Origin of the sequence: Kitasatospora atroaurantiaca, assembly GCF_007828955.1 — a bacterium.
GTDB lineage: Bacteria > Actinomycetota > Actinomycetes > Streptomycetales > Streptomycetaceae > Kitasatospora > Kitasatospora atroaurantiaca.
In genome coordinates, this window is record NZ_VIVR01000001.1 from 6,855,493 (window position 1) to 6,869,946 (window position 14,454).

The 14,454-nt window shown below is 73.8% G+C and carries 12 protein-coding genes; 9 read left to right on the forward strand and 3 right to left on the reverse strand.

Annotated elements, in window-relative coordinates:
- Window positions 1-150 precede the first annotated feature (150 nt).
- Window positions 151-1,593 carry a GuaB1 family IMP dehydrogenase-related protein gene (locus tag FB465_RS30825; RefSeq protein WP_145795839.1) on the forward strand — a complete coding sequence of 481 codons (1,443 nt, stop codon included), beginning with the start codon at window positions 151-153 and terminating at the stop codon, window positions 1,591-1,593.
- 25 nt (window positions 1,594-1,618) lie between these two features.
- On the opposite strand, the gene FB465_RS30830 is transcribed toward FB465_RS30825, so the two are convergent.
- Complete coding sequence (locus FB465_RS30830) at window positions 1,619-2,341, reverse strand: DUF5995 family protein (protein WP_170290725.1); 723 nt, start codon at window positions 2,339-2,341, stop codon at window positions 1,619-1,621.
- Window positions 2,342-2,464: 123 nt separating this feature from the next.
- Here FB465_RS30830 and FB465_RS30835 point away from each other — a divergent pair, with 123 nt between their 5' ends.
- A complete protein-coding gene (locus FB465_RS30835) occupies window positions 2,465-2,680 on the forward strand; it encodes a hypothetical protein (RefSeq protein WP_145795841.1) in 216 nt (71 codons plus the stop codon).
- A gap of 51 nt (window positions 2,681-2,731) precedes the next feature.
- On the opposite strand, the gene FB465_RS30840 is transcribed toward FB465_RS30835, so the two are convergent.
- On the reverse strand, window positions 2,732-3,199 hold the full coding sequence (locus FB465_RS30840; RefSeq protein WP_145795842.1) for a MarR family winged helix-turn-helix transcriptional regulator: 468 nt from the start codon (window positions 3,197-3,199) through the stop codon (window positions 2,732-2,734).
- A 112-nt stretch (window positions 3,200-3,311) separates the two neighbouring features.
- Here FB465_RS30840 and FB465_RS30845 point away from each other — a divergent pair, with 112 nt between their 5' ends.
- The 3 genes from FB465_RS30845 (at window position 3,312) to FB465_RS30855 (ending at window position 5,712) form a co-directional block, all read left to right on the forward strand.
- On the forward strand, window positions 3,312-3,722 hold the full coding sequence (locus FB465_RS30845; protein ID WP_145795844.1) for an organic hydroperoxide resistance protein: 411 nt from the start codon (window positions 3,312-3,314) through the stop codon (window positions 3,720-3,722).
- Window positions 3,723-3,896: 174 nt separating this feature from the next.
- The gene (locus FB465_RS30850; protein WP_145795846.1) at window positions 3,897-4,649 is read left to right on the forward strand and encodes an SDR family NAD(P)-dependent oxidoreductase; all 753 of its coding nucleotides are present in this window, start codon (window positions 3,897-3,899) and stop codon (window positions 4,647-4,649) included.
- Window position 4,650: 1 nt separating this feature from the next.
- A complete protein-coding gene (locus tag FB465_RS30855) occupies window positions 4,651-5,712 on the forward strand; it encodes an S-adenosylmethionine:tRNA ribosyltransferase-isomerase (protein ID WP_145795848.1) in 1,062 nt (353 codons plus the stop codon).
- 134 nt (window positions 5,713-5,846) lie between these two features.
- On the opposite strand, the gene FB465_RS30860 is transcribed toward FB465_RS30855, so the two are convergent.
- Window positions 5,847-7,112: a COG1470 family protein gene (locus FB465_RS30860; protein WP_145795849.1), complete on the reverse strand. Its 1,266-nt coding sequence runs from the start codon at window positions 7,110-7,112 to the stop codon at window positions 5,847-5,849.
- A 178-nt stretch (window positions 7,113-7,290) separates the two neighbouring features.
- Here FB465_RS30860 and FB465_RS30865 point away from each other — a divergent pair, with 178 nt between their 5' ends.
- The 4 genes from FB465_RS30865 to FB465_RS30880 all read left to right on the forward strand — a co-directional run bounded on the left by FB465_RS30865 (window position 7,291) and on the right by FB465_RS30880 (window position 14,403).
- Window positions 7,291-7,938, forward strand: coding sequence for a response regulator transcription factor (locus FB465_RS30865; protein WP_145795851.1), 648 nt, complete (start codon window positions 7,291-7,293; stop codon window positions 7,936-7,938).
- A 291-nt stretch (window positions 7,939-8,229) separates the two neighbouring features.
- Entirely contained in the window at window positions 8,230-11,766 is a 3,537-nt protein-coding gene (locus FB465_RS30870; RefSeq protein ID WP_145795853.1) for a DUF11 domain-containing protein, read from the forward strand.
- 4 nt (window positions 11,767-11,770) lie between these two features.
- On the forward strand, window positions 11,771-12,394 hold the full coding sequence (locus FB465_RS30875) for a Pvc16 family protein (protein ID WP_145795854.1): 624 nt from the start codon (window positions 11,771-11,773) through the stop codon (window positions 12,392-12,394).
- On the forward strand, window positions 12,391-14,403 hold the full coding sequence (locus tag FB465_RS30880) for an ATP-binding protein (RefSeq protein ID WP_145795856.1): 2,013 nt from the start codon (window positions 12,391-12,393) through the stop codon (window positions 14,401-14,403). The genes FB465_RS30875 and FB465_RS30880 overlap by 4 nt, the downstream gene beginning before the upstream one ends.
- The last annotated feature ends 51 nt before the right edge of the window (window positions 14,404-14,454 follow it).

Here is a 14,454-nt window from a genome sequence, read left to right on the forward strand (position 1 = left end):
GTGTGCTGCTTCAAGAAAGCGCGGCGAACTGGCATTCGCCCAGCTCATGCGGGAGCATTGTCGGTTGGGTGCGGGGCGCCCGAGTGCGCCCGGCGGCCGAGCCGCAACCGCACCCGAGGTCTACCTTCTCCCAGCCAGAGAGCCCTTTTCATGCGCTTCCTGAACGACCAGACGCCCGCCTACGACCTTACGTACGACGACGTCTTCATGGTCCCGAGCCGTTCCGCCGTGGGCTCCCGGCAGGGCGTCGACCTCTCGTCGAACGACGGCAGCGGCACCACCATCCCGCTGGTGGTCGCCAACATGACCGCGATCGCCGGCCGCCGGATGGCGGAGACCGTCGCGCGTCGCGGCGGCCTGGTGGCCATCCCGCAGGACATCCCGACCGAGGTCATCGCCGAGGTGATCGGCTGGGTCAAGCAGCGCCACCTGGTGCACGACACCGCGCTCACCCTCGCCCCCGGCGACACCGTCGCCGACGCACTCTCCCTCCTGCCCAAGCGCGCGCACAACGCGCTCGTGGTGGTCGAGGACGGCAAGCCCGTCGGTGTCGTGACCGAGTCCGACTGCCACGGCGTGGACCGCTTCACCAGCCTGTCCGAGGTGATGTCCCGCGACCTGCTGCTGCTGGAGGAGGGCATCGACCCGCACGCGGCCTTCGAGAAGCTCAACGAGGCGCACCGCAAGCTCGCCCCGGTGGTTGACGCCGAGGGCAAGCTGGTCGGCCTGCTGACCCGCAAGAACGCCCTGCGCGCGACCCTCTACACCCCCGCCACCGACGCCAACGGCAGGCTGCGGATCGCCGCCACGGTCGGCATCAACGGCGATGTGGCCGGCAAGGCGAAGGCCCTGATCGAGGCCGGCGCCGACGTGCTGGTGGTCGACACCGCGCACGGCCACCAGGAGACGATGATCAGCGCGCTGCGCGCGGTCCGCGGCCTGGACCCGCAGATCCCGATCGTGGCGGGCAACGTGGTCTCCGCCGCGGGTGTCCGCGACCTCGTCGAGGCGGGCGCCGACATCCTCAAGGTCGGTGTCGGCCCCGGCGCGATGTGCACCACCCGGATGATGACGGGCGTCGGCCGCCCGCAGTTCTCCGCTGTGCTCGAGTGCGCCGCCGAGGCGCGCCGGCTCGGCAAGCACGTGTGGGCCGACGGCGGTATCCGCCACCCGCGCGACGTCGCCATGGCGCTCGCCGCCGGCGCCTCCAACGTGATGATCGGCTCGTGGTTCGCCGGTACGTACGAGTCGCCCGGCGACCTGCACACCGCCCCCGACGGCCGCCAGTACAAGGAGAGCTTCGGCATGGCGTCCGCCCGCGCCGTGCGCAACCGGACCTCCGAGGAGTCCGCGTACGACCGCGCCCGCAAGGCGCTCTTCGAGGAGGGCATCTCCACCTCGCGGATGTTCATCGACCCGGCCCGCCCGGGCGTCGAGGACCTGATCGACTCGATCGTCGCGGGCGTGCGCAGCTCCTGCACGTACGCGGGCGCGAACAGCCTGGAGGAGTTCCACGAGAAGGCGATCGTGGGCGTCCAGAGCGCGGCCGGCTACGCCGAGGGCAAGCCGCTGCACTCCAGCTGGGGCGTGTAGTCCCTGATGGGGTAGTCCCTGCTGGCTACGGCCGGCTTCCCGCTGCGGCGGGGGGCCGGCCGTAGCCGTCCAGCGGGGTGAGCAGGGCGCGGCTCACCATGCCGACCGAGCGCGACAGCGCCGCCGCGACCGCGTGGTACGCCAGCGGCGCCTCCTGAAGCTCCCAGAGGCCGAGCAGGCTGGCCCAGGCGGCGTCCCTCGCCCGGTCGATGCTCCACACGCCGACCACGTGCAGCAGCGGATCGGCGATCCGTACCGCCTCCGGCTCCGGGAGCAGCTCCTCCCGTACCCGCGCCTCGACCTGGGCCAGCAGGTCGTTGATGCGGTGGTAGTCGGCCTCGACGTCCTCGGGCTCACGGCCGAGCTCGCGGCAGGTGTCCAGCACGGAGAGCGGGAGGTCGTGCTCGATGTGGGCGTTCATGCCGGCCAGCGCGAACTGCAGCGGGTGGATCCCCGGGTGCCCGCGCAGCTCGAACAACGGCCGCCAGCAGGCGGTGGGTCTGTCACCCGACCCGGACGCGTCCACGGCCGCCAGGTAGCGCCGGGCGAAGACCGCGTCGAGATGTGCGACGCCTGTGGGATCGTCGAAGAAGGTGGCCGCGAGCCGCTCCCGGACCAGTTCGGTGACGGTCAGGTACATCCGGTTGAAGACGGCCACGCCGTCCGCCTCGGGCAGTCCCTGCTGAAGCTCCCTCATCCGGTCGATGACCTGGTCGACCGGCAGTGCACTGTCCGTCAGCTGTGTCATCGCTCGCCCTCTCGGTGGACCGTCGCCCTCGTCCACCATGGCAAGCCGGCACCCGGGCGGGAAGCCCCCGACCGGGCGACACCTCTCCTCGCCGCCCTGGCGTCGCTTGAGAGAATGAGGGACATGACTGAAGAGCGGACCCCGCCGGCGACGGCCATCGAGCGCAGGCAGCAACTCCTGGAGGCGATTCGCCGCGGCGGCGGTACGTGGGACTGGCAGCGGGCCCGCGAGACCTACGAGCCGCGGCCGGATCCGCGGACGGTACGGCGCGACCTCCAGCAGCTCTGCAAGGCCGGGTCCCTGGTGCGTGCGGAGTCGGGCGGGTACGAGGCGGCCTAGGCCCTGCCTGGTGACGACCCGCGACGTCGTGCCGTCCCCTCGATGGGCGGGTCAGCCCTCCAGGGCGGCGATGTCCAGGGAGCGGGTGACCCGGGCCAGGAGGGACTGGAGGGCAGTGGCCTCGTCCAGGGAGAGGTCGGTGGCCTCGATGATCCGGCGGGGCACGCAGACGGCCTGCTCGCGCAGGTCCGCACCGGCCTCGGTGAGCTGGACGGTGACGGAGCGCTCGTCCTCGGTGCTGCGCGTGCGCCGGACGTAGCCGGTGGCTTCGAGCCGCTTGAGCAGCGGCGAGAGGGTGCCGGAGTCCAGTCGCAGGTGCTCGCCGATCTGCTTGACGGGCAGCTCGCCGTGCTCCCAGAGCACCAGCATGACCAGGTACTGCGGATAGGTGAGCCCGAGATCCTTCAGTGCCACGCGGTACACGCTGCCGAAGGCTCGCGAGGCGGCGTGCAGCGAGAAGCAGATCTGGTGGTCGAGCCGGAGCAGCTCGCCGTCGGTCACCTGGGACAGCTTGGTCATGCCCCCAGGATAGCTGCGCCCATTTGAGTTGTGCGCAATTGAATTGCGTGCTCTACTTGTGCGCAGAGGGCGAGCCGGAACCCGGCCGCCGACGTGAGAAGGGACCGGTCAGATGGACGCGCTGTACACCGCTGTCGCCACCGCCAACGGGCGTGAGGGCCGTGCCGTCAGCTCCGACGGCCAGGTGGATCTCCCGCTGGCGATGCCGCCGGCACTCGGAGGCAACGGCCAGGGCACCAACCCCGAGCAGCTCTTCGCCGCCGGGTACGCCGCCTGCTTCGCCAGCGCCCTGGGCCTGGTCGGCCGCCAGAGCCGGGTCGACACCAGCGACGTCTCGGTCACCGCCGAGGTCTCCATCGGCAAGGACGAGACCAGCTTCGGCCTCTCCGTGGTGCTCCGCGTCGAGCTTCCGGACGCCCTCGCGGGCGAGACCGGCCAGCTGCTGATCAAGCAGGCCCACGAGGTCTGCCCCTACTCCAAGGCCACCCGCGGCAACATCCCCGTCGAGCTCGTCGTCGAGTAGTCACACGCCGCTCGCGCACGTCGCTCGCGCACGCAGGAGCCCCGGACCGCCCACGCGGCCCGGGGCCCCTGCGCTGTCGGAAAGCCGACCGCGCACGGCCTAGGCCGAAGGACCAAGCCTCGTACGGGCCCTGGGCCGATCCGCCGAGGGCGGTTCCGGGGCGAGAGTCGTGTCATGACGAACACACCGCAGACCAAGCCCGTCGCCGTGATCACCGGAGCCTCGCGGGGCCTCGGCCTCGAGCTGGCCCGGGCGCTCGCCGAGGACGGCTGGCGGCTCGTCCTCACTGCCCGCAATCCCGAGGCGCTGGCCTCGGCCGAGACCGAGCTCAAGGCCCGCACCGAGACCGTGGCGCTGGCCGGCTCCGTCGTCGACGACGACCACCGCGAGCGCCTCGCCGAGGCCGCCGCGTCGCTCGGCGGAGCGTCCCTCCTGGTCAACAACGCCTCCACCCTTACGGGGTACGAGCTCGCCGGCGCGGCCATGCCGCCTCTGGCGGACTTCCCGCTGCCCGGCCTGCTGGAGACCTTCGAGGTCAACATCCTCGGCCCGGTCGCGCTCACCCAGCTGCTGCTGCCGCAGTTGCGTGCGCGGCACGGCGCGATCATCAACCTCAGCTCCGACGCCGCCGTCGAGGCGTACGCCGGCTGGGGCGGCTACGGCGCCAGCAAGGCCGCGCTGGACCACGCCTCCGCGACCCTCGCCGTCGAGGAGCCCGAGTTGCGCGTCTGGGCCGTCGATCCGGGCGACATGCGGACCCGGATGCACCAGGACGCCTTCCCCGGCGAGGACATCTCCGACCGGCCGCTGCCCGTCACCGTCGTCCCCGCCTTCCTCGCACTGCTCCACGAGCGCCCCGCCTCGGGCCGCTACCGCGCGGCCGATCTCGCCGCCGATCGCGCCGTCGATCCGACGGAGGGGAAGTGAGATGACCACCGCCCTGGAGACCGGATTCGACTTCACCGTCCCGCCCGAGCTCTCCGCCCACGCCCCGGCGGAGGCGCGGGGCCTGGCCCGCGACCGGATCCGGATGCTGGTCGGCCGCCGCGAGGGGCTGATCACCGAGCATCGCAGTTTCGCCGAGCTGCCCGAGGTGCTGCGCCCCGGTGACCTCCTGGTGGTCAACAACTCGGCCACCCTGCCGGCCGCACTGCCCGGCCGCCTTCCCGACGGCACGGCCGTCGCCCTGCACCTCTCCTCCGCCCGCCCGGACCCCCGCGGCCACCACCTGGTCGAGCTGCGCCGTCCGGCCGCCGGGGCCTCCGAGTACTTCCCGCCGGACCGCTCACCCGCCAGGCCCGGCCTGCACGTCACCCTGCCCGGGGGCGCGAGCGCCGAGCTCACCGCGCCGTACACCCCCCGGCTCTGGCACGCCAGGCTCAGTCTGCCCGGCGAGCTGACGGCCTACCTGGCCCGGCACGGCAGGGCGATCCGGTACGGCTACGTGGACCGGGACTGGCCGATCGAGGCGTACCAGACCGTCTTCGCCAGCGAGCCGGGCAGCAGCGAAATGCCCAGCGCGGCGCGGCCGTTCACCGCCGAGCTGGTGGCCAGGCTGGTCGCCGGGGGCGTCCTGGTCGCCCCGATCACGCTGCACACCGGCGTCGCCTCCCCGGAGGCGCACGAGGCGCCGTACCCGGAGCGGTTCCGCGTCCCCGGCACCACCGCGCGGCTCGCCGAGCACGTCCGCTCGCAGGGCGGCCGGGTGATCGCGGTCGGGACGACGGCCGTCCGCGCTCTGGAGTCCGCCGTCGGCCCGGACGGACGGCTGCGGGCCGCCGAGGGCTGGACCGAGCTGGTGATCACCCCCGAGCGCGGCGTCCGTGCGGTGGACGGCCTGCTCACGGGCTGGCACGAGCCGCGCGCCTCGCACCTGCTGATGCTGCAGGCCGTCGCCGGCCGCCCGCTGCTCGACCGGTGTTACGCCGAGGCGGTCGAAGGGCGCTACCTCTGGCACGAGTTCGGGGACGTCAACCTGCTGCTCCCATAGGCCCTCGGCCAGTTGCACCATCCAGGGGCGCGGGGAACTGTGCGAGATCGGAAGGTGCGGACCGTTGCCTTCCGATCTCGCGCAGTTCCCCGCGCCCCTGTTGTGGTCACCCGGCTGCCTGATCTACAGGCCGGCTACTCCAGCGAGCCGCTGATCAGGGCCGCGCCCGAGCACTTGGTCGGGGCCGTCCCGGTGGGTGGGTGGCCGACCTGCTGGCAGGAGACCGTAAGGGTGACCTTCTGCTTGGCGTTGACCAGGATGGCCGAGGCCCAGTGGAAGTCCTGCTCGCGGAAGTTCTCGAGAGCGGGGGCCAGCAGGGGCTTGCCGTCGACGGCGATGGTGATGGTGCCGGAGTCGCCCTGCGGGTTCTCCAGGACCAGGTCCGTCAGCCGCAGGGTCTTGCCGTCCGGGACGGTGTAGCTGTCCGAGCCGTCACTGCCTGCGCTCGGAGCCGCCTTCAGCCGGTGGGAGAAGAGCGCGGCATCGGGCCCGGGCACCGTACCGCTGCCCGGTGGGGGCACCGCGGTCGGGGAGACCCCCGCCGCCTTCTGTGCGGCCGCGGCGGCGCTCTCGGCACCGGCCGCCTTCTTCTTCGCCTCGGCGGCCTGCGACTGCGCGGCCTGTACCGGGTCCTTGACCGCGTCCTTCGCCGCACTGCGCACCGCCGGGCGGAGCAGACCGAACCAGATGCCGGCCAGCACGGCGGCCGCCGCGACCACGGCTATCAGCGTCTTCAACAGCCCCTTGGGCACGACGGGTTGCTGCAGGTACGTGCCGTCCAGCGCGATCGGCTCGCCCACCTCGGGCGCCACCACCACCTGGAAGGCGTGCGGCACCGCCTGACCACGCCAGATCCGCCGCTTCGGCTTGATCCGACCCGGGACGAAGGTGGCCCGCCCCGGGTCGGTCACCGCCGGGCCCGGCGGGAAGGAGAAGGAGAGCAGCCCGCCCCGGTCGGCGCCGGTCAGCGCGGCCGACACGGGACGGTTGCCCCGGTTGTCGATGGCGATCCGGTGCCGGGCCGAGCCACGGCCCTGGGACACCCGCGGCGTCAGCTCCGCGTCCAGCCGGTCGAACGGCAGCAGCTCGACCAGGCCCTCGGGCACCGTCGCGGACTGCGGCTGCTCCTGCGGCAGCACCCGCACCGCGTACGGCACCGGCCCCGCCGGGAGCCCGGCGTCGAGCGGCGGCCGGAACACCACGGCTACCTCGCCCGTGGTGCCGGGGTAGAGCGAGAGCGTCTCGGGTTCGACGGCCGCCCACCCGGCGGCCGCGCCGAGCACCTCGAAGCGGTACGCCTCCACGATCTCGCCGCTGTTGCGCAGTTCCAGGCCGACCCGGGCTTCTTCGCCTGGCAGCACCGATGTCGCCGTCGGCTCCAGGCGGGCGGATGTGGTCATGCGCCGAGCGTACGGACGCCGCGAAGTGCGGGCAGGTGCCCCGGGGCCACACTTACGGGCACTCATCCTGCCCGTTGAGTCCTTGTGAAGTGCCTGCTGACTGCCCGAGAGTTCACTACCGGGGAGTTACGGTGCGCCGCGGCGCGGTGCCGCGCGCGGGAGGGGACCGGGGGGAAGCATGCGCTATCACGGGAGCAGTGGCGCCGAACGGATCCGGGTACGGCTCAGCGCCCAGGATCCGATCTCGTACGCGGGGCTGGCCGGCCAGCTCCGGCCGTGCCCGGAGCTGCGGCTGCTCGGCGAGGACGAGGAGGGCGGGGCGGCCGTGGTGGTCGTCGCGCTCGACCGGGTCGGCGAGGAGGAGGTGCAGACGCTGCGTCAGCTGCAGCGGGCGGCGGCGGGCCGGATCGTGCTGGTCGGCACCGAGCTCGACGACGCCGGGCTGGTCGCGGCCGTCGAGTGCGGAGTGGTCGGGGTGGTGCGGCGGACGGAGGCGACCGCCGCGCGGCTGGTGCAGACGATCGTCGCGGCGGCGCGGGGCGAGGGCACCGTACCGGCAGACCTGCTCGGACGGCTGCTGGAGCAGGTCGGCCGGCTGCAACGGCAGGTCCTCGACCCGAGGGGGCTGGCCTTCACCGGTCTGTCGGCACGCGAGATCGAGGTGCTGCGGCTGGTCGCGGCCGGGCACGACACCGCGGAGATCGCCGAGGCACTCTCCTTCTCCGAACGGACCGTCAAGAACGTCCTGCACGAGGTCACCACCCGCCTGCAACTGCGCAACCGCTCGCACGCCGTGGCGTACGCGATGCGGGAGGGATTCATCTAAGGGCGTCCGCCAGTAGGCAACCGAGCAACCACATCAGGGGCGCGTAGGGGTACCTCCCGGCCGAAGGCTGGGGGAGAACTGCGCGAGATCGGAAGGCGACGACCTGTGCCCTCCCGATTTCGCGCAGTTCCTCGCGCCCCTGTTCTGGCCGGCGCCGTGCCTACTGGCGGAGCCTCTGAGAGCCTCCGGCACCGCCCGATCGGGCAGCCACCGTTACCCCCGCCGCTGCCCCGGGCCCGGCTGCCTGCGGCGCCGTGGTGGGCCAGGGTGGCGGGGGAGGAGGGACAGCCGGTGCGACGAGGTGTGCTCACCAAGGGCCAGAGCAGCCGGACCAGGCGGGCGCTGCTGGTGATCCTGTCGACGGTCCTGGTCGCTGCCGTCCTGGTCGCGGTCTCGGCGACCGTCCGCCCGGACAGGATCGGACCGAGCGCCCCTGCGGCAGCCCAGCCCGCACCCGGCCGGATCGTCTACGCCGGCGGGTACGAGAACAGCAGCCTGGTGCTCGCCCCCGCCCTCGGCTCGCTGACCCCGCTGCTCGGCGCGGGCGAGGCGGGCAACGACTGCCAGCCGGCCACCCGGGGCGACACCGTGGTCTGGGTGACCGACCGGAGCGGGACGGGCGAGAGCCTGATGTGGCGTCAGGGTGTCGGCCCGGCCCGGCTGCTGCTCGACCGTCCGGGCTGGCGACTGAAGCACCCGGCGCTCTCCCCGGACGGCGCCTGGCTCGCCTTCACCTCCTGGCGTGACGGTTCCAACGGCTACGGCAGTGAGGACTGGTGCCGCCAGGACCAGCGGGTGGACGACTACCCGCCACCCGGGGCCGACCCCGACGCCACGCCCTCCGTATGGCTGGTCAGGACGGACGGCACCGGGCTGCGCCGCCTCGCGGCCGGAGCCGGCTGGGCCAGCTGGTCGCCGGACGGCACCGAGATCGCGTACGAGCAGGGCCGCCGGATCCACCGCATCCCGGTGCAGCCGGGCGGCCGGGCCGTGCAGGTCGACACCGGCGCCGGGGAGGCCCGCAGACCGGCCTGGGAGCCCCTCGGCGGCCCCGGACACGGTCGGATCGCCTTCATCACGGCGGACGGCGAAGGACTGGAGACCCTCAAGGTGGTCCCGGCGCAGGGCGGTGCCGCCCGGCAGCTCGCGAAGGGCGGCGGCAGTTTCACCGTCAGCGACGTGGCCTGGGCCCCGGACGCGACCTCGCTCCTCCACCTCTCCGGGACCAGCGCCTACCGGGTCGACCCCGCGAAGCCCTGCGAGGGCTGCCCGGGCGACGAAGTGGCCTTCGACTACGACGGATTCGAGTCGGTCGGCTGGTACACCCCGGCCGGCGGGGCGCCGACCGTCCTGCTGACCAAGGTGAACTCGGACTACCGGCACCTGGAGAGCGTGCTTCCGCAGCCTCCGCTGGACCGGCTGGACCTGCTCTCGCAGGACCTGACCGGCTCGGCCGACTACGAGGACCCCGCGTTCTCGCCCGACGGGCTGCGGGTGGCCTTCGTCCGGACCAAGTACGTGGGCGAGGGCGTCCGGCAGGTCGACATCATGGTCGGCGACCCGGCGGACCTGGCCCACGCCGTGCGGCTCGCCGGCCAGGGCCTCGACCCCGGCCTCGACCGGTCACGCCCCGCATGGTCCCCGGACGGGACGAAGCTGGCGTTCACCCAGCAGGAGCCCGGCTGCACGGTGTGCCTGAGCGGCGCGCAGGACTCGGGCGAGGTGTCCGTGGCCGACATCAGCGTGGGCGCGGACAAGGCGAAGCTGCTCCTCACCGTCCCCCAACTGACCCGAGCGGGGCAGAACTGCATCTCGGAGGAGCTCGACCCGACCTGGTCCGCCGACGGCAGCCGGATCGCCTTCTCCCGCGCGAGCCGGTGCTCCGACAAGCCTCGCCTGGCCGACGTGGCGAGCCGGATCCGCCACATCTGGAGCGTCGACGCCACGACCGGCAAGGACCAGCAGGACCTGACCGCCGTCCAGTGCGGCGACCGGGACTGCCCGGTCGCCGACGAACGCCCGGCGTACGCGCCCAACGGCAGCGAACTCGCCTTCAGCAGAGCCCTGTTGACGGTGGAGCAGACCGGTACGCCGACCGGTACGCCGACGGGTGGCGGTGGCGGCGCGCCCGCCCAGCGCATCTACCACGGTGTGCTCACCATGGGCGGCGACGGCCACGGCTGCCGGATCGTGGTGCCGTGGACCGGCGCCTGCCCGAACATCCTGCCGGCCGCAGGTCCGCCGCAGAACAACTCGCCGTTCCGCCAGCCGCAGGCACCCACCTGGTCGCCCGACGGCCGCCAACTCGCCTTCGACACCCAGGTGCCGTACGGCGACGGGACCAGCAGCCGGATCGGGATCGCCGACGCGAGGACCGGCGAAGGGCGGCTGCTGCCCGCCCGAAGGGGCTCCGACCAGATGTCGGCCACCTGGCAGCCCACCGCCGACCTCGACGTCACCCTCACCGCCGCCCAGCCGCAGGTGCCCGAGGGCGCAACGACCGCACTCACCCTCACCGTCACCAACCTCGGACCGGCCGCCGCCGAGCCGACCGGCACCGAACTCGCCCTCCCGCCGGGCCTGGAGGCGGTCGGCACGCCCGAACCCTCGCAGGGCAGCTGCACCGCCGCCCCGTTCGGCTGCGCTCTCGGCCGGCTGACGGCCGGTACCACCGCCACCGTGCACGTCACCGCCAAGGCGACCGCCCTCGGCGCGCAGACGTCCACGGCGACCGCCCGCACCCGGCTGGTCGACCCGCGGCCGGACAACAACCGGGCCGAGACCTCGGTGACGGTGCTCGCGCCCAAGCTGCCGGACCCCGCCGTCACGGCACGCGTCACCCCCGCGAGCGTGCCGGTGGGGGAGGAGGCCGCGATCGAGTTCACCGTCCGCAACCAAGGTGTGGCGACGGCCTACGGCGTCACGCTGACCCCGACCGTCCCGCCCGGCCTGCGGGTGGTCTCCTCGACGCCCCCCTGCCCGGCCACCGGTTGCTCCCTCGGCACCCTCACGGCGGGCGCGGAGGCGAAGGTCACCCTCGCGGTCACCTCGGAGACGCCCCTCACCGCCACCGTGCTGGGCACGGTCACCAGCGAGGGCCAGGACGCCGACCCCTCCAACAACACCGCCACGGCGACGCTGACGGTCGGCCGCACCCAGACACGGCTGCGGGCCGACCCGGCCGTGACGGTCACCCTTGACCCGCCCACCGCCTACGTCGGCGGCACCGTCGACGCGCACTTCACCGTCCGCAACCTCGGCCATGCCCCGGCCACCGGCGTCACCCTGGTCACCGCCCTGCCGCCGGACACCACCGTGGTCACCGCCCCGGCCGGCTGCACCCTGCCCAGCTGCCCGATCGGCACCCTGGCACCGGGTGCCGAGACCACCGTCACCCTCGTCCTGAGGCCGACCGCGTCCCACACCGGCACCGTCACCGGCACACTCACCACCACCGGGGACGACGAACTCACCGCCAACGACACGGCCCAGGCCACCCTCACCGTCCTGCAGCCCGCCGTGGTGCTCAGCCCGCCGCTCGGGCCGCCCGGGATCGTCACCCTCGCCCACGGCACCCGGTTCCCGCCGGGCGCGGAGGTGCTGCTGCGCTGGAGCGCCGGCGTCACCGCCGCAGCCGCCCCCGTGGTGGTGGCGGCCGACGGCACCTTCACCGCGCCGATGCTGGTGATGGTCCAGGACACCCTCGGCCCCCGAGACCTCCTGGTCACCCCCGCCGCCGCGGGCCCGCCCGCCTTCGGCGAGGTCAAGGCCGGCTTCCGGGTGGTGCCCGGGGTGCTCCAGCCCAGCCAGTACCAGCAGCGGCGGTGAGCCGGTGATCCACGAAGTGGACGAGTCGCTGCGCGCCCTGGTCCGCGCCGAGGTCCTGAACGGCGCCGACGTGGACCTGGTCTTCGACGCCCCGACCAGGGACTGGGCCGCCCGGCGCAACACCCCGACGGTCAACCTCTACCTGTACGACATCCGGGAGGACCTGCGCCGGGCCTCGCGGGGGCGGCAGAACGTCTACGACGAGCAGGGCACCGTGGTCGCGCGGACCCTCCCGCCGCGCTACTTCAAGCTCTCGTACCTGATCAGCGCCTGGACCCAGCGGCCCGAGGACGAACACCGGCTGCTCGCCGCGCTGCTCCACTGCTTCCTGCGGCACACCGCCCTGCCCCCCGCCGGACTGGGCCCTGAACTCGCCGCCACCGGGCTGCCGATACCGGTCGGCATCGCCCTCCCGCCGCCCGAGGACCGCGCCTTCGCCGACGTCTGGTCGGCGCTCGGCGGGGAGCTCAAGCCCTCGCTCGACCTGGTGGTCAGCGCCCCCGTCTCAACGGCCCCGGTCTACCCCGCCGGGCCGCCGACGGAGGAGGGACTGACCCTGCGCAGCGGCGAGCTGACACCCCCGCCGGAGCCTGGTCCTCCCCCCGGACGGCGCCGGGGGCGCGGGTGAGCGGGCACCTGCTGGAACGGGTGGCGCTGGTCGAGGAGCGGGTACGCCGGGCGGTGCTCGCCCGCCGCAGCACGGACCCGGACCCGGACGACCCCTTCCGCGGGCTGTACCTCTCCGACGACGCGGTGCGGCGGATCCTCGACGAGCCCTCGTCCGTCCCGGCGCCCGACCAGGTGGACGCCGAGCGGCTGGCGGCGGCCGAAGCCTCCGCCACGGCCGGTTCGCGGCTGCGGGCGCTGGAGCGGGGGTTCGGGCTGCTGCCGCTGGACGTGGAACTGCTGCTCATCGCGCTGGTGCCCGACCTCGACGGGCGCTTCGAGCAGCTCTACGGCTACCTCAACGACGACGTGACGCGCCGTCGGCCGTCGATCGGCCTCGCGCTGGCACTCTGCGGCGTCCCGGCGGCCGCGGCCTCGGCGCGCGGACGGCTGGCCGCGACCGCGCCGCTGGTGGTGCGCGGGCTGCTGCTGGTCGAGGAGCCGGAGCGCCCCTTCCTCGGCCGGTCGCTGCGGGTGCCGGACCGGGTGACGGCCCATCTGCTCGGCGACGACACGCCCGACCCCCGGTTGGCCGATCTCGTCTCCGGGATCCGGCAGACCGCAGCACCCGAGAGCCGCCTAGGTGCGGCGCTCTCCGCCGGCCTGCACCTCGCCTACCTACGGGAGCCCGCCGACGGTTCGGCGCGCGGGCCGGCCGCCGAGGCCCTGCTCTCCTCCGGGCGTGCGGCGCTCGCCCTCGACCTGAGCAGGCTGGTCCGCGACCCGACCCCGTCGGAGGCGGTGGTCGCGGCGGGCCGGGAGGCGGGACTGACCGACGCGGGGCTGGTCGCCGGCCCGGTGGAGGCGCTCGCCGACCGGGCCGACCTCATCCGTGCGCTCACTGCCCTGCCCGTACCGGTCCTGCTGACCGGCAGGGCGTCCTGGGACCCGCACTGGTCGGCCGCGGCGCCGCTGCTGGTCGACGTCGAGCGGCTCGGGGCGGAGTCGCGAAGAGCTCTCTGGCGGGCGGCGCTCGCACATAGGGCACCGGACGTCGACCTCGCCGCGACCGCGCCGTTCCTGCTGACACCCGATCAGGTGGAACGGGCCGCCACGACCGCGTACCAGCAGGCCGTGCTGGCAGGCGGACCGCTCACCGAGGCACACCTGCTGCACGGCGCCCGCGCGCAGAACAGCTCCGGCCTGGAGCGCCTCGCGCGCCGGATCGAACCCGCCGTCGGCTGGGACGACCTCGTCCTGCCGGATGCCGTGCTCGGCCAGCTGCGAGAGCTGGCGGCCCGGGCCCGCCACCGGGACCAGGTGCTCGGCGACTGGGCGATGCGGCCGGGCGGCGGGCGCGGGCGCGGGGTGATGGCACTCTTCGCGGGGGACTCCGGCACCGGCAAGACGATGTCCGCCGAGGTCATCGCGGGCGCGCTGGGCCTCGACCTTTACACCGTCGACCTGGCGACCGTGGTCGACAAGTACGTCGGCGAGACCGAGAAGAACCTGGAACGCATCTTCACCGAGGCCGCCGGGGTCAACGCCGTGCTGCTCTTCGACGAGGCAGACGCCATCTTCGGCAAGCGCTCAGAGGTCAAGGACGCCCACGACCGCTACGCCAACGTCGAGAGCGCCTACCTGCTGCAGCGGATGGAGACCTTCGACGGCCTCGCGGTGCTCGCGACCAACCTTAGGGCCAACCTCGACGAGGCGTTCACCCGCCGGCTCGACCTGGTGGTCGACTTCCCGCTGCCCGACGCCGAGCAGCGCACCGCCCTCTGGGAACGCTGCCTCGGCCCTGCCCTCCCGCGCGGCACCGACCTCGACCTGGCCTTCTGCGGCCGCTCCTTCGACCTGGCCGGCGGCGACATCCGCTCGGCGGCGGTGACGGCGGCGTACCTGGCGGCGGAGGCCGGCCGACCGGTGGCGATGGCCGACCTCGTGGCGGCGGTGGCCAGGGAGTACCGGAAGCTCGGACGGCTCTGCCTGGAGAGCGAGTTCGGGCCGTATCTGCGGCTGGTGCGCTGACCGGCGGTGTCCGGGGCCGTGCACGTTCGGGCAACGAGCTCTGCCCGGACG